Origin of the sequence: Paracoccus luteus, assembly GCF_004522155.1 — a bacterium.
GTDB lineage: Bacteria > Pseudomonadota > Alphaproteobacteria > Rhodobacterales > Rhodobacteraceae > Paracoccus > Paracoccus luteus.
The window spans coordinates 35,556-59,088 of sequence record NZ_SDEA01000005.1 but is presented as its reverse complement, the minus strand read 5'-3'; the positions used below and the strand labels follow the sequence as shown (position 1 = coordinate 59,088).

At 68.1% G+C, this 23,533-nt stretch carries 21 protein-coding genes, 2 tRNA genes and 2 pseudogenes; 13 read left to right on the top strand and 12 right to left on the bottom strand.

Annotation, left to right across the window (positions count from 1 at the left end):
* Window positions 1–8 precede the first annotated feature (8 nt).
* Window positions 9–389, bottom strand: coding sequence for a rhodanese-like domain-containing protein (locus tag EPA64_RS08455; RefSeq protein WP_134725822.1), 381 nt, complete (start codon window positions 387–389; stop codon window positions 9–11).
* A 214-nt stretch (window positions 390–603) separates the two neighbouring features.
* Between EPA64_RS08455 and EPA64_RS08450 the strand changes: the two genes are divergently transcribed.
* The 6 genes and pseudogenes from EPA64_RS08450 (at window position 604) to EPA64_RS08420 (ending at window position 7,174) form a co-directional block, all read left to right on the top strand.
* Window positions 604–1,638 carry a rod shape-determining protein gene (locus EPA64_RS08450; protein ID WP_134725821.1) on the top strand — a complete coding sequence of 345 codons (1,035 nt, stop codon included), beginning with the start codon at window positions 604–606 and terminating at the stop codon, window positions 1,636–1,638.
* A gap of 11 nt (window positions 1,639–1,649) precedes the next feature.
* Window positions 1,650–2,615, top strand: coding sequence for a rod shape-determining protein MreC (gene mreC, locus EPA64_RS08445; RefSeq protein WP_134725820.1), 966 nt, complete (start codon window positions 1,650–1,652; stop codon window positions 2,613–2,615).
* The gene (locus EPA64_RS16285) at window positions 2,608–3,150 is read left to right on the top strand and encodes a rod shape-determining protein MreD (RefSeq protein WP_167626631.1); all 543 of its coding nucleotides are present in this window, start codon (window positions 2,608–2,610) and stop codon (window positions 3,148–3,150) included. The genes mreC and EPA64_RS16285 overlap by 8 nt, the downstream gene beginning before the upstream one ends.
* 6 nt (window positions 3,151–3,156) lie before the next feature.
* A pseudogene (gene mrdA / locus EPA64_RS08430) lies at window positions 3,157–5,101 on the top strand (penicillin-binding protein 2).
* A gap of 13 nt (window positions 5,102–5,114) precedes the next feature.
* Entirely contained in the window at window positions 5,115–6,254 is a 1,140-nt protein-coding gene (gene rodA / locus EPA64_RS08425; protein ID WP_134725817.1) for a rod shape-determining protein RodA, read from the top strand.
* Window positions 6,251–7,174, top strand: coding sequence for a 2-hydroxyacid dehydrogenase (locus EPA64_RS08420; RefSeq protein ID WP_134725816.1), 924 nt, complete (start codon window positions 6,251–6,253; stop codon window positions 7,172–7,174). Before rodA ends, EPA64_RS08420 begins: the two co-directional genes overlap by 4 nt.
* A gap of 276 nt (window positions 7,175–7,450) precedes the next feature.
* Here EPA64_RS08420 and EPA64_RS08415 read toward each other — a convergent pair whose 3' ends face one another.
* Together EPA64_RS08415 and EPA64_RS08410 are read right to left on the bottom strand one after the other, a co-directional pair.
* Window positions 7,451–8,239, bottom strand: a complete 789-nt coding sequence (locus EPA64_RS08415; protein ID WP_246026679.1) for a hypothetical protein — start codon at window positions 8,237–8,239, stop codon at window positions 7,451–7,453.
* Entirely contained in the window at window positions 8,236–8,856 is a 621-nt protein-coding gene (locus EPA64_RS08410) for a uracil-DNA glycosylase family protein (RefSeq protein ID WP_134725815.1), read from the bottom strand. Before EPA64_RS08410 ends, EPA64_RS08415 begins: the two co-directional genes overlap by 4 nt.
* Window positions 8,857–9,040: 184 nt before the next feature.
* Here EPA64_RS08410 and EPA64_RS08405 point away from each other — a divergent pair, with 184 nt between their 5' ends.
* The 3 genes from EPA64_RS08405 to kdsA are packed head-to-tail and all read left to right on the top strand — an operon-like array spanning window position 9,041 to window position 12,400.
* A complete protein-coding gene (locus EPA64_RS08405) occupies window positions 9,041–9,694 on the top strand; it encodes an ABC transporter ATP-binding protein (RefSeq protein ID WP_134725814.1) in 654 nt (217 codons plus the stop codon).
* On the top strand, window positions 9,678–11,567 hold the full coding sequence (locus EPA64_RS08400; protein WP_134725813.1) for a KpsE/RkpR family capsule polysaccharide export protein: 1,890 nt from the start codon (window positions 9,678–9,680) through the stop codon (window positions 11,565–11,567). The genes EPA64_RS08405 and EPA64_RS08400 overlap by 17 nt, the downstream gene beginning before the upstream one ends.
* Entirely contained in the window at window positions 11,567–12,400 is an 834-nt protein-coding gene (gene kdsA / locus EPA64_RS08395) for a 3-deoxy-8-phosphooctulonate synthase (protein WP_134725942.1), read from the top strand. Before EPA64_RS08400 ends, kdsA begins: the two co-directional genes overlap by 1 nt.
* A gap of 18 nt (window positions 12,401–12,418) precedes the next feature.
* Here the strand turns inward: kdsA and EPA64_RS08390 are convergent, their stop codons facing one another.
* Both EPA64_RS08390 and EPA64_RS08385 read right to left on the bottom strand, forming a co-directional pair.
* Window positions 12,419–13,246: a class I SAM-dependent methyltransferase gene (locus EPA64_RS08390; protein ID WP_220443727.1), complete on the bottom strand. Its 828-nt coding sequence runs from the start codon at window positions 13,244–13,246 to the stop codon at window positions 12,419–12,421.
* A 126-nt stretch (window positions 13,247–13,372) separates the two neighbouring features.
* A complete protein-coding gene (locus EPA64_RS08385; protein ID WP_134725812.1) occupies window positions 13,373–14,572 on the bottom strand; it encodes a BaiN/RdsA family NAD(P)/FAD-dependent oxidoreductase in 1,200 nt (399 codons plus the stop codon).
* A 95-nt stretch (window positions 14,573–14,667) separates the two neighbouring features.
* On the opposite strand from EPA64_RS08385, the gene EPA64_RS08380 reads away from it, so the two are divergent.
* Window positions 14,668–14,742: transfer RNA gene (locus EPA64_RS08380), tRNA-Gln, on the top strand.
* Window positions 14,743–15,073: 331 nt separating this feature from the next.
* Here EPA64_RS08380 and EPA64_RS08375 read toward each other — a convergent pair.
* The 6 genes and pseudogenes from EPA64_RS08375 to EPA64_RS08350 form a co-directional block, all read right to left on the bottom strand.
* Window positions 15,074–15,215, bottom strand: a pseudogene (locus EPA64_RS08375) (IS5/IS1182 family transposase); the annotation flags it as partial.
* Between the two features lie 37 nt (window positions 15,216–15,252).
* On the bottom strand, window positions 15,253–16,266 hold the full coding sequence (locus EPA64_RS08370) for a proline racemase family protein (protein WP_134725811.1): 1,014 nt from the start codon (window positions 16,264–16,266) through the stop codon (window positions 15,253–15,255).
* Window positions 16,267–16,305: 39 nt separating this feature from the next.
* Entirely contained in the window at window positions 16,306–17,085 is a 780-nt protein-coding gene (locus EPA64_RS08365; RefSeq protein ID WP_246026678.1) for an ABC transporter permease, read from the bottom strand.
* A gap of 2 nt (window positions 17,086–17,087) precedes the next feature.
* A complete protein-coding gene (locus EPA64_RS08360) occupies window positions 17,088–17,891 on the bottom strand; it encodes an ABC transporter permease (protein WP_246026677.1) in 804 nt (267 codons plus the stop codon).
* 48 nt (window positions 17,892–17,939) lie between these two features.
* Window positions 17,940–18,953, bottom strand: a complete 1,014-nt coding sequence (locus EPA64_RS08355; protein ID WP_134725809.1) for an ABC transporter ATP-binding protein — start codon at window positions 18,951–18,953, stop codon at window positions 17,940–17,942.
* Between the two features lie 3 nt (window positions 18,954–18,956).
* Window positions 18,957–19,988, bottom strand: a complete 1,032-nt coding sequence (locus EPA64_RS08350; RefSeq protein WP_134725808.1) for an ABC transporter substrate-binding protein — start codon at window positions 19,986–19,988, stop codon at window positions 18,957–18,959.
* 147 nt (window positions 19,989–20,135) lie between these two features.
* On the opposite strand from EPA64_RS08350, the gene EPA64_RS08345 reads away from it, so the two are divergent.
* A complete protein-coding gene (locus EPA64_RS08345; RefSeq protein WP_134725807.1) occupies window positions 20,136–21,119 on the top strand; it encodes a GlxA family transcriptional regulator in 984 nt (327 codons plus the stop codon).
* 50 nt (window positions 21,120–21,169) lie between these two features.
* Here the strand turns inward: EPA64_RS08345 and EPA64_RS08340 are convergent.
* Window positions 21,170–21,259, bottom strand: a tRNA-Ser gene (locus tag EPA64_RS08340).
* 163 nt (window positions 21,260–21,422) lie between these two features.
* Between EPA64_RS08340 and EPA64_RS08335 the strand changes: the two genes are divergently transcribed.
* Window positions 21,423–22,247: a universal stress protein gene (locus tag EPA64_RS08335; RefSeq protein WP_134725806.1), complete on the top strand. Its 825-nt coding sequence runs from the start codon at window positions 21,423–21,425 to the stop codon at window positions 22,245–22,247.
* 168 nt (window positions 22,248–22,415) lie between these two features.
* On the top strand, window positions 22,416–23,498 hold the full coding sequence (locus EPA64_RS08330; RefSeq protein ID WP_134725805.1) for a DUF475 domain-containing protein: 1,083 nt from the start codon (window positions 22,416–22,418) through the stop codon (window positions 23,496–23,498).
* Window positions 23,499–23,533 lie beyond the last annotated feature (35 nt).

Genomic DNA, 23,533 nt, shown 5'->3' with positions numbered 1-23,533 from the left:
CCACCGCCTCAGGGCTGCTCGGTCTCCATCCCGGCGTCCGCGGCGTCCTTGAAACCGCCGAGGTTATAGACCCGGCCATAGCCCATCTCGGCCAGGGTCTTTCCCGCCAGCGCCGCCCGCCCGCCCGAGGCGCAGTAAAGCACCACCGGGCGCGCGGGATCGAAGGCGGGATCGTGATACTTGCTGCCGGGGTCGGCCCGGAACTCGAGCATTCCGCGCGGCACCGTCGCCGCGCCCCTGATGCGGCCCGTCGCCTCGATCTCGGCGCCCTCGCGCAGATCGACGATCAGGGCGCCTTCCTCGCGGGCCAGCCGCCGCGCCTCGTCGGCGCCGATCTTCGGGACGACGGCATTGGCGGCGTCGAGCATCTGCTGGACCGTTCTGGTCATCGGGTGTCCTCCTCTGTGCTGGCCGGATGATCCGGCGGCATTGATCCTATCACGCCGCGGCCCCCCTGACAGGGGCACGGCGGGATGCTGCGGTCACGTCCAGAATCGGCTTTTCCCTTTGGGGGCGCTTGCCTATATGGGGCGGCGGCCAGGGTCGGGGCGAACCCGATTCACCGGCAAGGCCGCATCCGGGCAGGCACGGAAGGACAGGATAATGGCATTCGGCGGTCTGTTTTCGACGGATATCGCAATCGACCTGGGGACGGCGAACACGCTGATCTATGTCAAGGGTAAGGGCGTCATCCTGAACGAGCCCTCGGTCGTGGCCTATCACGTCAAGGACGGCAAAAAGCAGGTGCTGGCCGTGGGCGAGGACGCCAAGCTGATGCTGGGGCGCACGCCCGGCAGCATCGAGGCGATCCGCCCCATGCGCGACGGCGTCATCGCCGATTTCGACAGCGCCGAAGAGATGATCAAGCACTTCATCAAGAAGGTGTTCCGGCGCACGACATTTTCCAAGCCCAAGGTCATCGTCTGCGTGCCGCACGGCGCGACCCCGGTCGAAAAGCGGGCAATCCGCCAGTCGGTGCTGTCGGCGGGCGCGCGCAAGGCCGGTCTGATCGCGGAACCCATCGCCGCGGCCATCGGTGCGGGGATGCCGATCACCGAACCCACCGGCAGCATGGTCGTGGACATCGGCGGCGGCACGACCGAGGTCGCGGTGCTGTCGCTGGGCGATGTGGTCTATGCCCGTTCCGTCCGCATCGGCGGCGACCGCATGGACGACGCCATCATCAACTATCTGCGCCGCAACCATAACCTGCTGATCGGCGAACAGACCGCCGAGAAGGTCAAGACCTCGATCGGGACCGCCCGGATGCCCGACGACGGGCGCGGGGCCACGATGATGGTGCGCGGCCGCGACCTGCTGAACGGCGTCCCGAAAGAGGTCGAGATCACCCAGGCCATGATCGCCGAGGCGCTGGCCGAGCCGGTCCAGCAGATCTGCGAGGCGGTGATGATCGCGCTTGAAGCGACGCCCCCCGACCTTGCCGCCGACATCGTGGACCGCGGCGTCATGCTGACCGGCGGCGGCGCGATGCTGGGCGAGATGGACCTTGCGCTGCGCGAGCAGACCGGGCTGATGATCTCGATCGCCGACCAGCCGATGAGCTGTGTGGCGCTGGGGACCGGCAAGGCGCTGGAATACGAAAAACAGCTGCGCCACGTCATCGACTATGACAGCTGAGGCCGCCTGCGATGGCGCGCCGCGGCTACGACTATGCCACGCCGGTGCGCCGGATACTGGTGGCGCTGCTGGTGCTGTCGCTGCTGGCGCTGCTGATGTTCTGGCGCATCGACAGCCCGCGCGCGGAACGGATGCGCGCGGCGTTCGTGGACCGGTTCGTCCCATCCTTTGAATGGGCGATGGTGCCGGTGACGCGGCTCAGCCGGATGGTGGCGGGCTTCCAGTCCTATGCCCGGCTGCACGAGCAGAACCAGGAACTGCGCCGCGAACTGCAGAAGATGTCGGCGTGGAAAGAGGCGGCCGTCCAGCTGGAACAGGAAAACGCCAAGCTGCTGGCGCAGAACAACGTCCGCATCGACCCGGCGCTGACAAGCGTTTCGGGCGTGGTGATGACCGACAGCGGCACCGCGTTCCGCCAGTCCGTGCTGCTGAACGTGGGCGCGCGCGACGGCATCCTTGACGGTTGGGCCACGATGGACGGGCTGGGGCTGGTCGGCCGCATTTCGGGCGTGGGGCGGTCCACCAGCCGCGTCATGCTGCTGACCGATCCGTCTTCGCTGCTGCCGGTGACGATCCAGCCGTCGGGACAGCACGCGCTGCTGACCGGGGACAACAGCGCCCTGCCCTTCCTGGATTTCCTGGAAAGCCCCGAGGATGTGCGCCCGGGCGACCGCGTGGTCAGTTCCGGGGATGGCGGGCTGTTCCCGCCCGGCCTGCTGGTCGGACAGGCGGTGCTGGCGTCGGACGGGCGGATGCGGGTCCGGCTCGCCGCCGATTATGGCCGGCTGGAGTTCCTGCGCGTCCTGCGCAGCCACGCCGCCGAGGAACTGTCGGACGCGGGCGCGCTGATCCCGCCGCCCTCGCCCGGTTTCATCGGCCCGCCGCTGCCGCAGCCCGTTTCGTCCCTGGGCGAGCAGGCCGCCCCCTTGGCCGCCGTTGCCGCGGACGCCCCGCCCGAGGCTGCGGGCGATGATTGACCCCGCCCGCTCGCGCCGGCTTGTCGGGCAAGCCGCCTATGTCGGGATCGGTCTGACGATCCTGGTCGTGGCGCTGCTGCCGCTGTCGCCGGGGCGTGTCGGGTGGCCCGGTCCCGACCTGCTGGTCGCGCTGACGCTGGCCTGGGTGCTGCGCCGCCCCGAACAGGTGCCCGTCGCCGTCATCGCGGCGCTGGCGCTGACCGCCGACGTGCTGCTGATGCGCCCGATCGGCCTTGGCGCCGCGATCATGGTCGCAGGCTCCGAGGCGGCGCGCCTGCGCGAGCATCGTTGGCGCGCGCAGGGTTTTCTGGTTGAATGGCTGCGCGTGGGCGTTCTGATGGGGGCGATGGTGCTGGCCGACCGGGTGTTGCGGACGATCCTTGCCGTGCCGCAGACGCTGGCGCCGATGCCGCCGCTGGGTCAGGATCTGCTGCGGCTGATCGCGACCGCCGCCGCCTATCCGCTGGTGGTGTGGGTCGCCCGCACGCTGGCGGGGCTGCGCCGCGCGGCCCCCGGCGAAACGGAACCGGGCTGAGCCGCCATGAAGAAATCCCCGCGCGAAGTCATCGAGAGCAGCCGCAGCATCACCCGCCGCGGGCTGATGCTGACCGGCATCCAGGCGGCGGTCGTGGCGACGCTGGGCTGGCGGCTGAAATCGATGCAGCTTGACCGCGCCGACGAGTTCCGGCTGCTGTCGGACGGCAACTCGGTCAAGCTGCGGCTGCTGCCGCCGGCGCGCGGTCTGATCCACGACCGCCACGGCGTCATCATCGCCGGGAACGAGGCGAACTATCGCGCCACCATCACCCGCGAGGAGGCGGGCGATCCCGGCGCGGTCATCGCCCGGCTGCGTCACCTGATCCCGATGACCGACACCGCCGCCGCGGCGCTGTTGGCCGACATCGGCCGGCGCAGCGCGATCACCCCCGTCGTCGTGGCGGACCGCCTGACCTGGGACCAGTTCGCGTCCATCGCCGTCAACGCCCCTGCCCTGCCCGGCGTCACGCCCGAATCCGGCCTGTCGCGCAGCTATCCGCGCGGCGGCGATTTCGCGCATGTGCTGGGCTATGTCGGCCCGGTCAGCGACTATGACCTGTCCAAGATCGAGAACCCCGACCCCGTGCTGATGCTGCCCGAGTTCCAGCTGGGCAAGCTGGGGGTCGAGGCCAAGCTGGAAACCGACCTGCGCGGCAAGGCCGGCACCCGCCGGGTCGAGGTGAACAGCGCCGGGCGCGAGATGCGCGAGCTGGAACGGATCGAGGGCGAACAGGGCGCCACCGTGCAGATGACCCTGGACGCCGCCCTGCAGAACTTTGCCATCCAGCGGCTGGGCGAGGAAAGCGCCGCCGCCGTGGTGCTGGACGTGCAGACGGGCGACATCCTGGCCAGCGCGTCCGCGCCGACATTCGACCCCAACCTGTTCGTGCGCGGCATCTCGGGGCCGGACTATCGGGCGCTGATGGAACACGACCACCGCCCGCTGGCCGACAAGACCGTGCAGGGGGTCTATCCGCCCGGATCGACCTTCAAGATGGTCCCGCTGCTGGCCGGGCTTGAATCCGGTCTGATCGACGGCGGCACGCATTACTACTGCCCCGGCCACACCACCGTCGCCGGCCGCCGCTTTCACTGCTGGAGCAGGGCGGGCCACGGATCGGTCGGGCCGGTGGCGAGCCTCGAACGGTCCTGCGACGTCTTCTATTACGAACTGGCGCAGAAGATCGGCATCGACAGGATCGCGGCGATGGCCCGGCGCCTGGGCATCGGCGTGCGCCACGAACTGCCGATGTCCGCCATCGCCGAGGGCATCGCCCCCGACCGCGCCTGGAAGCGCGCGCGCCATGACCAGGAATGGCAGGTGGGCGATTCCATCAACGCCTCGATCGGGCAGGGCTATGTCCTCGCCTCGCCGCTGCAGCTTGCCGTGATGACCGCGCGCGTGGCGACCGGGCGCGAGGTGCGCCCGCGGCTGGTCCGGGCGGTCGATGGCACCCCTGTGCCGGTCGGGGATTTCCCTGATCTCGGCCTGTCGGACGCGCATCTGAGGATCGCGCGCGCGGGGATGGACGCGGTGATGAACGGCGATCGCGGCACCGCCGCGCGCGCGGATCATCGCGCCGGAATGGCGCATGGCGGGCAAGACCGGGACCAGCCAGGTCCGCAACATCACGGCAGCCGAACGGGCGCGGGGCGTGATCTCGAACGACCAGCTGCCGTGGGCGCGGCGCGACCACGCGCTGTTCGTCTGCTATGCCCCGTTCGACGCGCCGCGCTATGCGGTGTCGGTCGTGGTCGAACACGGCGGCGGCGGGTCGGCGGTCGCGGCCCCGGTGGCGCGCGACATCCTGCTGTTCGCCCTGGCGGGCGGGCTGCCGCCGCTGGACGCCTATCCCCCCGGCCAGCGCGGCGGGATCGAGGAGATGCGTGCAAGGATGCACCTTGCGCCCGCCACGGTCGCGCAGGCGTCCGGCCGGGCGCGGGCCTGAGGGGGCGGCGGCGGTGAGCTATCTCGATTACAGTTCCGACCAGACGCCGACCGGCTGGCGCAAGATCCTGTATCTGAACTGGCCGCTGGTGTTCCTGCTGGCCTCGGTCGCGTCGGCCGGGCTGTTGATGCTGTATTCCGTGTCGGGCGGCCGGGCCGAGGTCTGGGCCGAGCCGCAGCTGGAACGCTTTGTCGTGGGCATGGCGGCGATGTTCGCGCTGGCCTTCGTGCCGATCTGGTTCTGGCGGTCGATCTCGGTGGTGGCCTATGTCGCCTGTCTGGCGCTGCTGGTGATGGTGGACGTGATCGGCCACAACGCGATGGGGGCGCAGCGTTGGCTGGACCTTGGCCCGATCAAGCTGCAACCGTCCGAGCTGACCAAGATCGCGCTGGTCCTGCTGCTGGCGGCCTATTACGACTGGCTGGACCTTGACCGGGTCTCGCGCCCGCTGTGGGTGCTGATCCCCGTGGTGCTGATCCTGACGCCGACGGCGCTGGTGCTGGTCCAGCCCGACCTGGGCACGTCGCTGATGCTGGTCGCCGGGGGCGGCATCATGATGTTCGTGGCGGGCGTCAGCCTGTGGTATTTCGGCGCCGTGATCGCCGCGGTCGGGGGGCTGGTCTTCGCCGTGCTGAAAAGCCGCGGCACCGACTGGCAGCTGCTGCACGACTATCAGTTCCGGCGCATCGACACGTTTCTGGACCCGACCACCGATCCGCTGGGGGCCGGCTATAACATCACCCAGGCGCAGATCGCGCTGGGATCGGGCGGCTGGTCCGGCCGCGGCTTCATGCAGGGCACACAGTCGCGGCTGAACTTCCTGCCCGAAAAGCACACCGACTTCATCTTCACGACACTGGCAGAAGAGTTCGGGTTCGTGGGCACCATCTCGCTCTTGGGGCTTTACACGCTGATCCTGGCGTTCTGCCTGTATTCCGCGCTGACCAACCGCGACCGTTTCGCCAGCCTGCTGACGCTGGGCATCGCGGCCACATTCTTTCTGTATTTCGCCGTGAACATGGGCATGGTGATGGGGCTTTTGCCGGTGGTGGGCGTGCCGCTGCCGATGGTCAGCTATGGGGGAACGCAGCTGATGATCCTGTTGATGGCCTTCGGCGTCGTCCAGTCGGCCCATGTGAACCGCCCGCGATGAAGGTGTTCTTTGCCGTGCGCGACGCGCTGTGGGACGAATGGGCGCCGCATCTGCGCGCCGCCTGCCCCGAGATGGAGCTGTCGCGCGAGGGCGACCCCGCGTCGTTCGACGCGGTGATCTATGCCCCCGGCTGGCCCGAGGACGGGCACGCGGCCGATTTCGCCCCGTTCACCCGCGCCCGCGTGGTGCAAAGCCTGTGGGCGGGGGTGGAGCGCATCGTCGGCAACCCGACGCTGACCCAGCCGCTGTGCCGGATGGTCGATCCGGGGCTGGCGCGGGGCATGGTGGAATACTGCACCGGCTGGGTCATGCGGGCGCATCTGGGAATGGACGCCTATGCCCAGGACGGGGTGTGGCGCAACCATGTGGTGCCGCCCCTGGCCGACGAGCGGTCGGTCGTCATCCTTGGCATGGGCGAGCTGGGACGCGCCGTGGGCCAGGCGCTGGCCGGGCTGGGGTTCCGCGTCGCAGGCTGGTCCGCGTCGGGGCGCGAGGTTCCGGGGATTGCCGCGTTTGGCGGCGCTGACGGCCTGCCCCGCGCGTTGCAGCGGGCCGAAATCCTGGTCACGCTGCTGCCCGACACGCCCGACACGCGCGACCTGATGGACGCCGCGCGGCTGGCGCTGCTGCCGCGCGGGGGGTGGCTGATCAATCCCGGCCGCGGCACGCTGATCGACGACGATGCGCTGATCGCCGCGCTGGACGCGGGTCAGCTGGGCCACGCGGTCCTTGACGTCTTCAGGACCGAACCGCTGCCGCCCACGCATCCGTTCTGGTCCCACCCCGGCGTGACGGTCACGCCCCATATCGCGGCCGATACGCGGGCCGCCACTGCCGCGGTCGTTGTGGCCGACAACCTGCGCCGGGCGATGGCCGGGCAGCCGCTGCGCTATCTCGTGGATCGCGCGCGGGGGTATTGAGGGGCGCGCAGGCGGGTGCCGCTGTAAAGGCGTTGCGACGCGCGGCCCCGCGCCGGGTTTCGGGAGGGGGTCAGGGGCGCAGGTGGTTTCCAGCCGCGCGTGGAATCACGTGATCCTCGGCCAGTCCCTGCCGCCAGAGGACGGGGCGCTGGGATACGCGTCCCCGCGACGGGTTTTAGAAAAGGCAACTGCGCTGCGGGGTTTCTCTGCCGCCCGCAGACCGGGCGATGCGGTGCGCGGCCGCGCCGGGTTCGGGAATGGCGACCGGCCGCCTGCCTACCACTTCAGCCGCGGCGGCGCATGGGGATCGCGGCGGACGGGGGCTGGTGCAGGCGCGGGCGGCGCGGGTTCGATGCGCAGCGCGCCTGCCGGCAGGGCCAGCGGCTGGAACGTGACGTCCACCCCGCCGGGGATTTCGGGCAGGAAGGCCAGCAGCTCGGCCAGCGCCTTGGCCAGCGCCGGGCGGTCGTCGGCGCTCGCGCCCTCGATCGCCAGCAGGTGGCCCTGCCGCCCGTCCGGCCAGTCGGCCCCGACCAGCGCGCCGCCCGCGATGCGGCCCGCCATGTCCGACAGCCGCCGCGCCAGCGGGTCGGCCAGCGCCGCCACCGCGTCGGGGCGCGGCTGCGTCAGGCGACGGGGCGCGGCCTCGGCGGCGTCGGGGGCAACCGCCAGCGCCTGCCCCAGCCAGGCCAGTGCGGCGGCGTCCAGCAGCATCTCGGACCGGCGGCCGGGGTTGACCAGCAGGCCCCGCCCCTCGGCCGCCAGCGCCGCCGCCAGCACGCGGCCGGGCAGCGAGACATGGGCGACCGGCCCGCCCAGGAACCCCGCCAGCACCGCGGCGTCGTCGGCGGCCAGCGCCACGGTCGCGCCGGGCAGGTCGAACATCCGCAGATCGGCCACGTCGCCCGCGGCGTCAGCCACCAGCGCCGCGTGCAGTTCGGTGTCGGCCAGTTGCCGCAGGATCGCGGCCCGCGCGGGGGCATCCGCATCGTGGAAGGGCACAGCGCACAGAAGGTCCAGCGCGGTCAGGTCGGCCCCGTCGGTCAGCTCGGTCGGATCGGTCACAGCACCCTCGCCAAGGTTGCGCGCAGTTCGGGCACGACCTCGGCCAGGAACCACGGGTTGCGTTTCAGCCAGCCGGTATTGCGCCACGACGGATGAGGCAAGGGGAACACCGCCGGCGCATGGTCGCGCCACCCCGCGACGGCGGCGGTGACGTCGCGCAGCCCCAGATGCCAGCGGATCGCGTGCCCGCCGATCAGCAGCGTGACGCGCGGGCGGATGCCGTCCAGCACCCGTCCCCGCCATGTCGCCGCGCACAGCGGCGGCGGCGGCAGGTCGGACCCCTTCGCGTCATAGCCCGGAAAGCAGAACCCCATCGGCACGATCGCCACGCGCGAGCGGTCCCAGAACGTCGCCTCGTCCACGCCCATCCAGTCGCGCAGCCGCCGCCCCGAGGCGTCGTCGAACGGCCGGCCCGAGTTGTGGACCCGCAGCCCTGGTGCCTGACTGGCGACCAGAACCCGCGCGCCGGGGGCGAACCACACCACCGGGCGCGGCGCATGCGCCGTCGCCGTGCCGGCGAAACGCCCGGCGCACAGGCGGCAGCCCGCCAGTTCGGCCGCGACCGCCGCCGTCCGCGCGGCCGCATCCCCCGCCCCTTTGTCGCCATCCCATGTCATGGACCATAGCTAGGGGCGCACGCGCCGGAAAAAACCCCGCATTCTCACGATCGGCGGCGCGCCGATTTACAGTCGGACGCCGTCCGCATAATGTCCGCGCAGCGTGGCGGAACAACCGCCGCGTGCAGCCCGCCCGGGCCGGTCGCCTGCGCCGGCGCCCAATCTTCAGGAACATTGCGTCGCGATGCTGGAATTCGACAATGTCTCGAAGTCGTTCTGGACCGGGACGCAGCGCAAGGTGATCCTGGACCAGGCGTCGTTCCGGGTCGAACTGGGCCAGTCGGTGGGCATCCTCGCGCCGAACGGCACCGGCAAGACGACGCTGATCAACATGATGTGCGGGCTGGAAAAGCCCGATGAGGGGCAGATCCACGCGAATTGCCGCGTGTCGTTCCCGCTGGGCTTCATGGGCGGGATCATCCCCAGGCTGTCGGCGAACGAGAACGCGCGCTATGTCGCGCGGATCTATGGGCTGGACCCCGACTATGTCGAGGCGTTCTGCCGCTGGATGTGCGACATCGGCGAATATTTCGACCGGCCGGTGGGCACCTACAGTTCCGGGATGAAGATGCGGCTCAGCTTTGCGCTGCTGCTGGCGCTGGAGTTCGACATCTATCTGATCGACGAGGGGATGCCGAGCACCATCGATGTCGAGTTCAACCGCAAGGCTGGCAGCGTGCTGTTCGACCGGCTCAAGACCGCGACCGTGGTGGTGGTGTCGCATCAGGCCGGAACGCTGGAGAAGTTCTGCCGCCGGGCCGGGGTGCTGCGCGACGGGCGGCTTTACATGTTCGATACATTGGACGAGGCGAAGCAATATTATGATTACACCGCCTAAGGTCCGCCGGTTTCATCTGACCCGCGGGGAATCGCCTGTCGCCGCCGCGCGCGGCGCGGGTGGCGCGGGTGGCGCGGCCCCGGACGCGGGCCGGGCCGCGAACGCCCCGCAGGTCCGGGTCGAGGTGGTGCGGCGCACGGATGCCGCCGCGCAACCGCCGCAGGGCCGCAGCGATGCGCCGGAAAACCCGTTCGCCGCGGCCGCCCTGGACGACGGCTTCGGTTCGATGCATTTCCCCGGCAGCGCGCGCGAAGACGAGGCCCGGTCCGCTGCGTCGTCCGCTGCCTCGCCGGACCGCGGCGGCGATCCTGACGGCCCGCCGTCGCCTCAGCCCGCCGTGCCGCCGCAGCCCGACGTCCCGGCCCAGCCCGCCGGCGCGTCCGATGCCGCCGCGCTGGCGGCCATCCGGGCCGAGAACCTGACCTCGCGCCAGTTGCGCATGGCCGCGCGCATCGCCGCGATGCACGGGATCGACGTCGCCTCGGAATACGAGGCCGTGCTGCGCCTGCGCGAACGCGGCGTCGACCCGTTCCACCGCGCGGCCGTGGGGCAGATGCTGTCCAGCGCGGGCAGCGCCGCGGCGTCCGCGCCGTCGCCCCAGGCGCCGGCCACACTGCCCCGCACGACCCTGCCCGATCGCGCCCGCCGGCGCGAGATCATGCCGATCGCGCCGCCCGGCACCCCCGGCGCGCCCCTGCCCTCGCGCGAGGCGATGACCGAGGATCGGCGCGCGGCCGAAATCTGGCGCATCCAGCGCGACATCGCGCGCCGCCGCCGCCGCAAGCTGGCGATGCTGATGATGCGGCTGGCGCTGTTCGTCGGGCTGCCGACGCTGGTCGCGGGCTGGTATTATTTCACCCAGGCCACGCCGCTTTACGCGACCAACTCGCAGTTCCAGATCCAGCAGGCGCAGGCGTCGGGCGGCGGCGAGCTGGGCAGCCTGTTTTCCGGCACGCAGCTGGCCACCAACCCCGACAGCGTGTCGGTGCAAAGCTATCTGAACTCGCGCGACGCGATGCAGCGGCTGGACCAGGAGCTGGGCTTCAAGCGCGCCTTTCAGGATCCGTCGCTGGACCCGATCCTGCGCCTGCCGGCCGACGCCAGCAACGAAGAGGCGTATCGGCTGTACCAGAAATCGGTCAAGATCGGCTATGACCCGACCGAGGGCGTGATCGACCTTGAGGTGGTGGCCCCCGATCCGCAGCTGAGCGAGCAGTTCTCGCTGGCGCTGATCCGCTATGCCGAGGGGCAGGTGGACCAGATGACCGCCCGCCTGCGCGACGACCAGATGGAGGGCGCCGTGGAAAGCTATGAGGATGCCGAGGCCAAGATGCAGCAGGCGCAGGCCCGCGTGCAGCAGTTGCAGGAACGCATGGGCGTCCTAGACCCGCTGGCCGAAGGCACGGTGGTGATGAGCCAGATCTCGATGCTGGAAACCCAGCTCAGCGAAAAGCGGCTGGAACTGGGCGCGCTGCAATCGAACGCGCGCCCGAACCAAAGCCGCGTGCAGGGCGTTCAGGGCGAAATCACCCGGCTGGAACAGATGATCGCCGACACCCGCGCGCAACTGACCGAGGATACCGGCAAGCGCGCCTCGCTGGCCGCCATCTCGGGCGAGATCAGGATCGCGGAAAGCGACCTTGCGACCCGGCAGGAACTGCTGGCCGCCGCCGCCACGCAGATGGAAACCGCCCGGATCGAGGCCAACAAGCAGGTGCGTTACCTGTCGCTGTCGGTGGCCCCGGTCCCGCCCGACGAGCCGAGCTATCCCAAGGCGTTCCAGAACACGCTGGTCGCGTTCCTGATCTTTGCAGGGGTTTACCTGATGCTGTCGCTCACATCCTCGATCCTGCGCGAACAGGTGTCGTCGTGATCCGCCATGTCGCCGTGCGCGACGTGACCTTCGGCAACGACCTGCCGCTGGTCCTGATCGCGGGACCGTGCCAGCTGGAAACGCTGGACCACGCGGTGGCGATCGCCGAGGTGCTGGCCGCCGCCTGCGCCCGCGCGGGCGCGGGGTTCGTGTTCAAGGCCAGCTATGACAAGGCGAACCGCACCTCGCTGGCGGGGCGACGCGGGGTCGGAATCGACGAGGGGCTGGCAATGCTGGCCGCGGTGCGCGACCGGATCGGCTGCCCGGTGCTGACCGACGTGCATGACGGGGCGCAGGCCCTGCGCGCGGCCGAGGTGGCCGACATCATCCAGATCCCCGCGTTCCTGTCGCGCCAGACCGACCTGCTGCTGGCGGCGGGGCAGACCGGGGCGGTCGTGAACGTCAAGAAGGGACAGTTCCTGGCCCCCTGGGACATGGCCAACGTGGCCGACAAGGTCGCGTCCACCGGCAACGACCGCATCCTGCTGACCGAACGCGGGGTCAGCTTCGGCTATAACACGCTGGTTGCCGACATGCGGTCGCTGCCGATCATGGCGCGCACCGGCTGGCCCGTGGTGATGGACGCCACGCATTCCGTGCAGCAGCCCGGCGGCCTTGGCGGCTCGTCCGGCGGCCAGCGCGAGTTTGCACCGGTGATGGCGCGCGCGGCGGTCGCGCTGGGGGTCGCGGGCGTCTTCATCGAAACCCACCAGGACCCGGACCGCGCGCCCTCGGACGGGCCGAACATGATCCTGCTGGACCGGATGCCGGCGCTGATCGACAGCCTGATGGCGTTCGACCGGCTGGCCAAGTCCGATCCGGTGATGGGCTGAGCCGCAGCCGCTGGCCGCTCAGCCGGCCGGTTGGGGCACCCGCACCGTGACCAGCAGATAGCGCGCGCGGATCAGGGTCTTGCCGTCATCGCCAAGGTTCTCGCGTTCGATCAGCGCCAGCATCCTGGCGCGCAGTTCGTCAGCGCGCGGCCCCGGTCCCAGCGCTTCGAACACCCGGATCACCGGCCCGAAATAGTTCAGGAAGATGTCGAGCAGGGCGGATGGCGGCCCGTCCAGCCGGAACTCCTTGAACGCGGGTTCCATCGTGATCGCCTCGGGCGGGATGCCGGCCTGTCCGAACCGCTCGATCACGTTCGCCTCGATCCCCCAGGCGGTGGGCGGGACGAAGCCCGGCGGCGGGGGCGGGCCGTATTCGTGCATCAGCCTGAGGATCTGGGCGGGCATGGTGGGATCATCCGGGATCCAGTTGCCCATGACGACCCGCCCGCCGGGCCGCGCCAGCCGCACCGTGCCGCGTGCGACGTCCAGCGGGCACGGCGCGAACATCGCCCCGAACATGCTGAGCACCAGGTCAAAGCTGTCGTCCGGCAGGTCCGACAGGTCGCAGGCGTCGCCCTCGACGATGCGGACGTTGGTCAGCCCTTCGGCCGCCACGCGCGCCTGCGCGGCGGCCACCAGATTGCGCGCGATGTCCACGCCCAGCACATCCGCACCACGCCGCGCCATCGGCAGCGCCGTGGCGCCGTCCCCGCAGGCGAGGTCCAGCACCTTCATGCCCGGCGTGACGCCCAGGCGATCGACCAGCCGGTCGGCACTGTCGCGCATGGTCTCGGCCAGCTTGGAAAAGTTACCCTTTTCCCACAGTTCCTTGTTCGGGTTCATCATCGCCTCCGCCTTCGCGGTGAAACGCGACGTCCGGTCCGCGAAGCCGCCCGGACGCGGGGCGCGCGCGGCGCGCGCGGGATGTCCGTCCGCCTTGGCCCGGCCCCGCCGGCGCCCGCGCGCATCCTATCAGGAAACGCCCGGCCCCGCGCGCAGAATCGCCCGCGCCGCCGCGTGGCCTGACGCCCAGGCCCACTGGAAGTTATAGCCGCCCAGCCAGCCCGTCACGTCCACCGCCTCGCCGATGATGTGCAGCCCGGCCACCCGCCGCGATTCCAGCGTCCGCGCGTCCAGGTCGCGGCAATCCACACCGCCCACCGTCACCTCGGCGGTGCGCCAGCCTTCCGAGCCGACCGGGCGGATGCGCCAGTCGTTGACCCGGCGCCCCAGCGCGTTCAGCCTTGCGTCGGGCTGATCGGCCAGCCGTGCGGCGGCCAGTCCCGCCTCGTCCGCGATGGCGCTTGCCAGCCGCTCGGGCAGCAGCCTGGCAAGTGCGCCCGCGACCTGCCCGCGTCCGCCCTGCCGCTTGGCCGCGTTCAGCGCGGCGGCCGCGTCGTCATCGGGGGCAAGGTCGATGGCCAACTCGTCGCCGGGCGACCAAAAGCTGGACGCCTGCAGGATCGCCGGCCCCGACAGGCCGCGATGCGTGAACAGCAGCCCGTCGCGAAAGGCCGTGCGGCCGGCGCGCACGGCCGCGGCGACGGACACGCCTGCCAGCGGCCGGGTCAGGTGCAGCGCCTGTTCGGCAAAGGTCAGCGGCACCAGCCCGGCCCGCGGCGTCACGATGCGGTGGCCCAGTCGCGCCGCGATGTCATAGGCCACCCCGGTCGCCCCCATCTTGGGGATGGACCGCCCCCCCGTCGCCAGAACGACCCGGCCCGCCGCGATGGGGCTGGCGTCGGTGTCCACGATCAGCCCGCCGCCGCCGGCGCTGATGTCGCGCACCGCGGTCCCCAGGCGCAGCGACGCGTCGCCCATCCGGTCGACCAGCATCCGCACGATCTGCGTGGCCTTGCCGTCGCAGAACAGCTGCCCCTGCGTCTTTTCGTGCCAGGCGATCCCGGCGCGGTCCACCAGCGCCACGAAATCCTGCGGCCGGTATCCCGCCAGGACCGAGGCGCAGAACCGCGGCACCTGCGACAGGAACCGGTCGTGGCTGGTCGCGAGATTGGTGAAGTTGCACCGCCCGCCGCCCGAGATGCGGATCTTTTCCCCCGGCGCGCGCGCATGATCGATCACCACCACGCGCAGCCCCTGCCCCGCCAGGCTGTCGGCGCAGAACAGCCCGGCCGCCCCGGCCCCCAGAATGACGATGTCCGCATGCTCCATCCCCGCGCGATAGCGGTGGCAGGCGCAATCCACAAGTTTTTGCCGCGATCCCTCTTGCACGCCCCGATCCGCTTGGATAAACCCCGCCGCACGGTTGGGGCGTGGCCAAGTGGTAAGGCATCGGTTTTTGGTACCGTGTACCGTAGGTTCGAATCCTACCGCCCCAGCCAGTCATTCTTACAGTTTTCATTTCACGCCTGAGGCGCGGGAAAACACTCGCCAGTTCCGTGGCGTGCGCAGGTCCGCCGCGCACTGAAACGCGACCTTCTTCCTGATATCTCCGCGCGCGGCCGCCCTGGGACGGGTTTTCGGTCCCGCGGTTTCGCCTGCATCCGCCCGGCTCTATCTTGCAGGCTCCGCCGCAGCCGCTGCCACTGCGCGTCTGCCATCGCGGCATGGGCGGGAGGAGAGGCTTAACGATGACCGCGATCCCGCGCAGCGAGCATCTCTCGCCGGCCGAGTTGAAATGCTGGGTCAGGAACGCCCGCAAGCACTCACGCAAGCGTCAACGCGGGCGGTTGCACTTCGGCTGTCGGCTTTCCACCGCTTGGCGTTCTTGCGGGGCGGAATGATCGCCGCGGGCCGCGACGGCGTCGTGGCGCTTGCGGGTGTGGAAAGCGCCGCCGGTGGTAACGCTGGCGATGGCGGCCCGGCCCTGAGCCAGGCCGCCTTTCCCTCAATCAGAGAACCATGAAGCCTGCATCGACGGGATCGTCGCGGTTGATCGTCCAGGATGCCGTTCCAAGGATGCCGGCCGTGCCCTTCACAGTCGGCCGGACCGCCCGGACATTGCCAAGTGTGGTTTCCCCGACCAGGCAACCCTCGAACGTGCCCGAGCCCAGCAGCCCCTCGGATTTGATCGGCTCGTTCAGGCCCATTTTGCCGCGATTTTCGAAGTAGGCCATCATCGCGGACGTTCCCGTACCGCCCGGCGAGCGGTCAAGCTGGCCTGCCGAAAAGACGTGGACGTTCTTGTAAAGGCAGCCCTCGATGGTCGGCTCGTGCCAGAAGGTGACGAAGTTCAGATTGTTGATATGGGCTTCGGTCGGGTGCTGGACCTTGACCTTCTTGCGGATTTCCTCGCGTGCGATCAGCCCGAGGCGCGACAGTTCCGAGCCGTTCTCGGGCGAGATGCGCAGATCCGTTCCGGTCAGGTCGATGATGCCGAAATAGTTTCCGCCCCAGACCAGATCCGCTTTCAGCGTGCCATAGCCAGGAAGCTCGAACTCGATGTCCGTTTCGGCGACATAGGCCGGAACATTCTCGAACCGGGTCCAAAGAACCTCATCGCCTTCGTGGGCGACCTCGGCCACGACCAGACCGGCAGTCGTCTCGAACCGGATCTTGGTGCTGCCCGAAGGATCGCGCATGACCAGCCCGTTGGCGACCATGGCCATGGCGACTGCGATCGTGCCGTGGCCGCACATATGCGAATATTCCTTGCCGTCGATATAGATCAGGCCTGCGTCATAGTCGGGCGATGAGGGCGGCGTCAGGAAGACGCCGAACATATCGGCGTGTCCGCGCGGCTCTCGCATCAGGGCCTTGCGCAGCCAGTCGTAGTTTTCTTCCAGAAATGCCCGCTTTTCCAGGATGCTGGAACCTGCGGGATAGGGGATGCCGCTATGGATGATGCAAAGCGGCTCGCCTTCGGTATGGGTATAGATCACATTATACACGTCCTGAACGCGCATTTCGCTTACTCCTGAGGTTGGGATGGTCGTGGTTCGGGGTTACTTGTCTGACAGGAAATCCAGACCTATCAGCCAGTCGATGAGGATGATGGCGGCAGCGGCGGCGAGAATGGTCAGCGATGCGACCGCCGCGATGGAAGGATCGACCGAATACTGGACGTAGTTGAACAGTTGGACCGGAATGGTGTTCAGGTCCGAGGTCGTGTTGAAAATCGACAGCTCCACATTGATGAAGGATGTGATGAAGGCAAAGATCGCGCCCGAAACGAGGCCCGCGCGGATCTGGGGCACGGTGACGTGAGAGAAAGTCGACCATGCGCCTGCGCCGAGATCGCGGGACGCTTCCTCCAGTGAAAGCTGCTCGGGCGAGAATTGCGGCAGAAGGCTGCGCAGCACGAAGGGGGTCACGATGACGACATGGCCCACCAGAAGCGCCGCGAAGTTGCGCACCAGCCCGATCGACGCCCCGTATTGAAGCAGGGCTGCGCCGATGACGATGTGGGGCAGCACCAGCGGCGACAGCAGCAGCGCCGACAGGGCGGCCTTGCCGCGGAACTCGTGGCGGGCGATGGCGATTGCCGCAGGCAGGGCGATCACGATCGAGATCGTCGTCGCCGCGAGCGCCAGGATCGCCGAAATGCCGAAGGACTTGATATAGGTGGGGTCGTTCAGAATGACCTGATACCATTCCAGCGTCACACCCTGCGGCGGGAAGGCCAGGAACTTCGTCCGGGTCAGCGAACCCCCGATCACCACCGCCAGCGGAAGCAGCAGATAGCCGAGCGTCAGAAGCGCGATTACGCGGATCACCATACGCATCGTCATGCCGCCTTCTCTGCGGCCGTTCCGAGCCGGGACAGCCATGTCGCCAGTCCGATCAGGGCCATCGTGAAGACCAGAAGCGTAATCGACAGCGCGCCGCCGAAGTTGAAGTCGAAGACCGTCGAATATTGCTGGAATGCCAGCATCGCGAGGACCGTGACCTTGCCGCCCGATAGAAGCGCAGGCGTGACATAGGCGCTGATCGCCATCGAAAAGACGATGATGCCTCCGGCAAGAACCCCGTGCATCGTCAAAGGCAGGGTGACGCTGAAGAAGGTGCGCGCAGGGTCTGCGCCCAGATCGCGCGATGCCTGCTCCAGCGCCGGATCGACCTTTGCCAGCGCGTTGCCAATGGTCAGAACGGCAAAGGGCAGCAGGATATAGACCATTCCGATCAGAATGCCGGTTTCGGTCCCAAGAAACTTGATGGGTCGGTCGATCAGGCCAGCCCCGCGCAGCGCGTCATTGACAAGGCCGGAACGTCCCAGAAGCACCATCCAGCCGAAGGAGCGCACGATGTTCGAGGTGAACAGCGGCAGGATCAGCAGAATCACACAGGCGCGCCGCCAGGTCCGCCATTTGACGATCCTGACCAGATACCAGGCCAGCGGATATCCCAGCAGAACGCAGATCAGCGTCGAGAGGATCGCGATGCGGAAGGTCGTGATGATGACCTGCCAGTGATAGCTGTCCAGAAGAACCTTGCCATATTGCATGAGGGTGAAATCGCCCTCGCCGGTCGTGAAGGACGAGATCAGCACGACCGCAAGCGGCATCAGGAAAAAGGCGGTGAAGACGATCACGGGAAGTGACAGCAACCACAGCAATGTCGATCTGGATCCAAGCATCTCTTACGCCCTCAACACATGCAGCTCGGCCGGATCGAACCCGGCAATGACGGTGCTGCCTTCGGTGATGCCTTCGGGGACGGGGCTGTAACGGCGGGCGTGAAGCTCTCGACCCTGGGCGGTCAGGTAGATGTTCGATGTGCCGCCGACATAGGTGATCGCCTTGACGGTCGCGGGCAGGGATTGCCATCCCGAGGGCAGTTCCTCGGCAGAGGCGAAGACGCGCAGGTTCTCGGGGCGCAGGACTGCGTCTTGTCCGCCCTCGGCGACCAGCCTGCCGCCATCCGGGACCACGGACAGGAAGTTCGATTCGCCAATGAAGTCGGCCACGAAGCGGGTGTTCGGGCGGCGATAGACGTGCTCGGCCTCGTCGATCTGCTCGATCCGGCCGTTCGACATGACGGCGATGCGGTCCGACATGGCCATCGCTTCGTCCTGGTCATGGGTTACGAAAATGAAGGTGATGCCCAGCCGGCCCTGAAGCTGCTTCAGCTCGATCTGCATCCGCTTGCGCAATTGCAGATCCAGCGCCGACAGCGGCTCGTCCAGAAGCAGCAGCTTTGGTTTGTTGACGATGGCGCGGGCAAGGGCCACGCGCTGCTGCTGACCGCCCGACATGGCGCGCGGGCTGCGCGGCGCAAGATGGGCGAGGCCCACCATTTCAAGCGCCTCGAGCGCGCGCCGGTCGGCCTCGGCCTTCGAAGCGCCCGCCCTCCGCGGTCCATAAGCCACGTTCTGCTGGACCGTCATATGCGGAAACAACGCATAGTTCTGGAACACCGTGTTCAGCGGCCGCCTGTTGGGTGGCAGCGCCGAGACATCATCCCCGTCGATCAGGATCTTGCCTGAACCGGCCGTCAGGAACCCGGCGATGATCCTGAGCAGCGTGGTCTTGCCGCATCCCGATGGTCCGAGCAGCGAAATGAATTCGCCCTCCTGAATATCCAGTGAGATGTTGTCCAGCGCCCGATAGGCGCCGAACGATTTCGAGACATTCGAGATGGCCAGCACAGTCATCGATCAGTTCGCGATCTCGCGGTTCCAGCGATCGGTGATGTCCTGACGCTGCGCGTTCACCTCGGTCCAGTCGAACAGTTTCAGATTGTCGATCGATCCGCCTTCGCCCCAGGGCAGCTTCTTCTCGACCTCGGCAGGCAGCTCGACGCCGTCGACCGCCGGCCCGAGATAAAGCTGTTCGGCCAGGCAGGTCGCGGCCTGGGAGGACAGCGCCGTGTCAATGAACTTGGCCGCGGCGTCGGGGTTCTTGGTGCCCTTGACGATATGCATCCGCGCATCCGTGGCCCAGACACCTTCCTTCGGCACGACGAAACCGATTGGCATGCCTGCGTCGATCAGATCCCAGGCGCCGACGTTGAAATGCGGCCCGATAATGACCTCGTTGCTTTGAAAGGCGTTCGATGCCGCGCCCGAGGTATCGTAAAGCAGGCCCGCATCCAGTTCCTTCAGCTTGGCGAAGGTAGGGTCCAGATTGCCGGTCCCGTCCCCGTAAACGCCATTCAGGAACAGCACGAACGGAACCCCGGCCGAGTTGTTGGGCGACGGGATCGTCACCGCGCCCGCGTAATCCTCGTTCCAGAGGGCATCCCAGCTCGTCGGCGTTTCCGTGACTTCCTGCGTGTTATAGGTCAGTCCCAGCGAGTAATAGCCTGCGCTGACCGCGAAGACATCGTTCCCCGCCTTGTAGATCGCCTGCGGTTTCAGCGCGCCCGCATTGGCCAGTGTGCCAAGGTCGATCGGCTGAAGCACGCCGCTTTCCTGCGCCAGCTCGCTGATCCCGCCATCAAGATAGGCGACGTCGATGACCGCGTCCGCAGCCTGCTGCTGAAGTTTGGCGAGCGTGGTGGTGGAGTTGCCGATCTCGGCCACGACCTTCACCCCGGTCGCCTCGGCGAACGGCTTGGCGACACAGGCGTCGAACGCCTCGCCCCAGTTGCCGCCATAGTAGGCGACGGTCAGTGTCGAACCCTGCGCGAAGGAGGCCGTCGTTCCTGCAAGAATGCCCATGGTCGAGGCCGCAAGAAGTCGCTTCATGGTCTTGAACTCCCCTGTGATCGAGTGCCGGGAGGGCGCTCTTGTTGAAGGAAACGTAGCAGATGGTTGACGGTCTCCCTTGAACGCATCTGCCGTCTACTTGAATATAAACGACAAGCTTGACCTGCGGAAAACGGGGGCGCCGTCATGAACTCAGATCAGAAGGACTTCCGTATTGCCTTGATACTTCAGGACAAGTTTACGCTTGCGGCGTTCTCTGGGTTCATGGATGTGTTGCGGCTGGCTGCGGATGACGCTGCAAAAAGCCGACAGAATCGGATTTCGTGGGAGGTCTACGGCCTCGGATCGTCTGCGGTCAGGTCCAGCTGCGGGGTCAGCGTCACGGCCCGCGAGGGCGCGCCGTCACCGCCGGATTACGACTATCTCGCGATCTGCGGCGGCAACAGCTATGAAGATGATGCCCCCGCGACCGCGCTCATGCAGATGATCCAGGCTGCGCATCGCGCGAAGAAGGGGCTTTTGGGGATCTGCACCGGCAGCTTCGCCATCGCGCGCGCGGGGCTGGTCGGGCAGCGCACCTTCTGCATCCACTGGAACGTGCTGGATGCCTTCCGGTCCAGATTCCCGAAGGCGCTGACCTCCGTGGACCGGATCTTCATCGACGACGGCGACGTCATCACCTGCGCCGGGTCCACCGCGGCGATTGACCTGGGGCTGTATCTTGTGGTCCGCCATTGCGGGAAACCCCGGGCCCAGCAGGTGATGCGCCACATGATGCTGACCGAAATGCGCCCGGCCAGCGTGCCGCAGGCGCATTTCTATCTGCTGCCCGAAGGCGATTGCGACAACAGGCTGCGCCGCGCGCTGCATTTCATGGAACAGCAGCTTGACCATCCGCCGAGCATCGCCGCGATTGCCCGCTATTGCGGGGTTTCCGTGCGCCAGCTCGAACGGATTTTCCGCGAGGCCCTGAACGAGACGCCGGTGGCGGCCTATCGGCGGATGCGATTGAACTACGGACGGCACCTGCTGACGGCCAGCCTTTATTCCATTACGGAAATCGCGCATACGTCAGGGTTTTCGGACGCAGCCCATTTTTCGCGAGAGTTCCGCAAGAGATTCGGAATCCCACCCCAGCAATATCGCCGTTCGATCGAGGCACGACAGTAGGATGCCCTGCGCTGGCGTTGTCAAAGAACGTATCTTGCCGCGGGCAAGCATGGCGGAGGCGGTGGGATTCGAACCCACGGTGGGCTTCCACCCACGTCGGTTTTCAAGACCGGTGCATTAAACCACTCTGCCACGCCTCCTGCGGGCGGGACTGACTAGCGTGGCGGGCGGTCGTCGGCAAGGCTTGTGCGGTGCCGCCCATCCGCAATCCGGGCGGCCTCGCGCGCCCTGCCCGCGGCGATTGCATGGACCGGTGATTTGCGGCACGGTCGGCGCGACGCAACATCCCCGGAAAGACCCGACATGGCCATTCGCAGCATTCTGACCAGCTATATCGGCGACGGCGGGGGTGACAGCGCGTTGCGGCTGGCGGTCCAGATGGCGCAGAAATACGACGCACGGCTGACGGCAGCGGTCTGGCAGCCCGCCAATCCGCTGCGAATCCGCCCGGCCAGCTTTCTGACCCGAGAGATCGACGCGATCCTCGATCAGGCCGAGACCGAGTTCGCCGAGACGCGGCGCGCGGCCTTCGATGAACGCGTGGCGCAGGCGGGCCTGCAGGGGCGGACGGATTTCGTCTCGCTCAGCGGGTCGCACGCGGCCGGGCTGGCGGCCTATGCGCGCGGGCACGACATCGTGGTCATGGGCGGCGGCCCGGCCGCGCTGCGCGGCGACAGTTTCGCGGTGCGCCCCGACGTGGTGGCGCTGCGCAGCGGCCGCCCGGTGTTCATCGTGCCGCCCGGCTATTCGGCCGAGCGCATCCGGGAAACCGCCGTGATCGCCTGGGACGGCAAGCGCGCCGCGGCCCGTGCGCTGTCGGACGCCATGCACATCCTGGGCACCAAGGAACACGTCACCCTGTTGTCGATCGGCAGCGGCCCCGCCCCGGACCACCTGCAGGGTGCGCAGCGGCTGATGGCGCTGCACGGGATCGAGGCCGAGATCGCCCTGCGCCCCGCCGGTCCGGGCGGTATCGGGCGCACCATCCTGGACGCCTGCAGCGAGTTGGGCGCGGGGCAGCTTTACATGGGCGCCTATGAGCACAGCAAGTTCAGCGAGGATCTGATCGGCGGCGTCACCCGCGACATCCTGGAAAACGCGCCGATCCCGGTGATGATGTCGCACTGAACAGGGGCGCCCGCGTCGCGCCGCCTTGTATTCCGCGCCGCAAGCGCGCAGATTGCGCGGGTCCGCCCCGGGGGTGGATCAGTCAGGTGACCGGGCCCCTCTGGCGGACGTGGCGGCACGTCCGTGATGTCGGCACTGAACATTCTCCAGCCGCCTGGATGCATCTTCATGCACAACGGAACCCTCACATCGGGCGCGCCACACCGCTCGATGATGCAATATTTCAAATGGGCCTTCATCGTCACCGCCCTGGGCCTGATCCTGGGCGCGGTCCTTGGTTGGCGCAGCACCGGCACGCTGGGCGGCACGCTGACCGTCTTCTTCATCTGCCTTGTGCTGGCGGTGCTGGAAATCTCGTTGTCCTTCGACAACGCCATCGTCAACGCCAACAAGCTTAAGGACATGACGCCCGAATGGCAGCGGCGCTTCCTGACCTGGGGGATCCTGATCGCCGTGTTCGGGATGCGGATCGTGTTCCCGCTGCTGATCGTCGTGGTCGCAGCCGGAATCGGTCCGTGGCAGGCGATGGTGCTGGCCGCCGCCCGGCCCGACGAATACGCCGCGATCATGCGCGACGCGCATCTGCCCATCGCGGCCTATGGCGGCACGTTCCTGATGATGGTGGGGCTGAGCTTTTTCTTCGACCACGAGAAGGACGTGCACTGGGTGCGCTGGCTGGAAACCCGGATGCAGAAATACGCGACCATCCGCGGGATCGAGGTGGCGGTCGTGCTGCTGATCATCCTGGCGTTCTCGCGCTTTCTGGACCCGGCCGAATGGCAGGTGTTCTTCACCTCGGCGATCTGGGGCCTGCTGACCTTTTTGCTGGTCGAGGTTCTGGGCGGCCTGCTGGACAACGCGCAGGACATGCGCGCCGCGGGCGCCAAGGGGGGCCTCGGCGCGTTCCTGTATCTCGAGGTGCTGGACGCGTCCTTCAGCTTTGACGGCGTGATCGGGGCGTTCGCGCTGACCCACAATCTGTTCATCATCGCAATCGGGCTGGGCATCGGGGCGATGTATGTGCGTTCGATGACCATCATGCTGGTCGAAAAGGGCACGCTGACCCAGTATCGCTATCTGGAACACGGCGCGTTCTGGGCGATCATCGCGCTGTCGGTCATCATGTTCCTGCAGTCGCTGGTCCACATCCCCGAGGTCATCACCGGCCTGGGCGGCGCGGCGCTGATCGGGATTTCGCTGTGGTCGTCGGTGCGCTGGAACCGGCGGGCGGTGGCGGACGCCGACGCCTAAGGCCCCCGCCCCGGTAAACCCGGCCTGCGGGCCCG

What these genes read in the sequence shown, in the direction of transcription:
- EPA64_RS08455 (WP_134725822.1), bottom strand. Translation starts at nt 389, where the DNA reads ATGACCAGAACGGTCCAGCAGATGCTCGACGCCGCCAATGCCGTCGTC.
- EPA64_RS08450 (WP_134725821.1), top strand. Translation starts at nt 604, where the DNA reads ATGGCATTCGGCGGTCTGTTTTCGACGGATATCGCAATCGACCTGGGG.
- mreC (WP_134725820.1), top strand. Translation starts at nt 1,650, where the DNA reads ATGGCGCGCCGCGGCTACGACTATGCCACGCCGGTGCGCCGGATACTG.
- EPA64_RS16285 (WP_167626631.1), top strand. Translation starts at nt 2,608, where the DNA reads ATGATTGACCCCGCCCGCTCGCGCCGGCTTGTCGGGCAAGCCGCCTAT.
- EPA64_RS08420 (WP_134725816.1), top strand. Translation starts at nt 6,251, where the DNA reads ATGAAGGTGTTCTTTGCCGTGCGCGACGCGCTGTGGGACGAATGGGCG.
- EPA64_RS08410 (WP_134725815.1), bottom strand. Translation starts at nt 8,856, where the DNA reads ATGACATGGGATGGCGACAAAGGGGCGGGGGATGCGGCCGCGCGGACG.
- EPA64_RS08405 (WP_134725814.1), top strand. Translation starts at nt 9,041, where the DNA reads ATGCTGGAATTCGACAATGTCTCGAAGTCGTTCTGGACCGGGACGCAG.
- EPA64_RS08400 (WP_134725813.1), top strand. Translation starts at nt 9,678, where the DNA reads ATGATTACACCGCCTAAGGTCCGCCGGTTTCATCTGACCCGCGGGGAA.
- EPA64_RS08390 (WP_220443727.1), bottom strand. Translation starts at nt 13,246, where the DNA reads ATGATGAACCCGAACAAGGAACTGTGGGAAAAGGGTAACTTTTCCAAG.
- EPA64_RS08385 (WP_134725812.1), bottom strand. Translation starts at nt 14,572, where the DNA reads ATGGAGCATGCGGACATCGTCATTCTGGGGGCCGGGGCGGCCGGGCTG.
- EPA64_RS08370 (WP_134725811.1), bottom strand. Translation starts at nt 16,266, where the DNA reads ATGCGCGTTCAGGACGTGTATAATGTGATCTATACCCATACCGAAGGC.
- EPA64_RS08365 (WP_246026678.1), bottom strand. Translation starts at nt 17,085, where the DNA reads ATGCGTATGGTGATCCGCGTAATCGCGCTTCTGACGCTCGGCTATCTG.
- EPA64_RS08355 (WP_134725809.1), bottom strand. Translation starts at nt 18,953, where the DNA reads ATGACTGTGCTGGCCATCTCGAATGTCTCGAAATCGTTCGGCGCCTAT.
- EPA64_RS08350 (WP_134725808.1), bottom strand. Translation starts at nt 19,988, where the DNA reads ATGAAGCGACTTCTTGCGGCCTCGACCATGGGCATTCTTGCAGGAACG.
- EPA64_RS08345 (WP_134725807.1), top strand. Translation starts at nt 20,136, where the DNA reads ATGAACTCAGATCAGAAGGACTTCCGTATTGCCTTGATACTTCAGGAC.
- EPA64_RS08335 (WP_134725806.1), top strand. Translation starts at nt 21,423, where the DNA reads ATGGCCATTCGCAGCATTCTGACCAGCTATATCGGCGACGGCGGGGGT.
- EPA64_RS08330 (WP_134725805.1), top strand. Translation starts at nt 22,416, where the DNA reads ATGCACAACGGAACCCTCACATCGGGCGCGCCACACCGCTCGATGATG.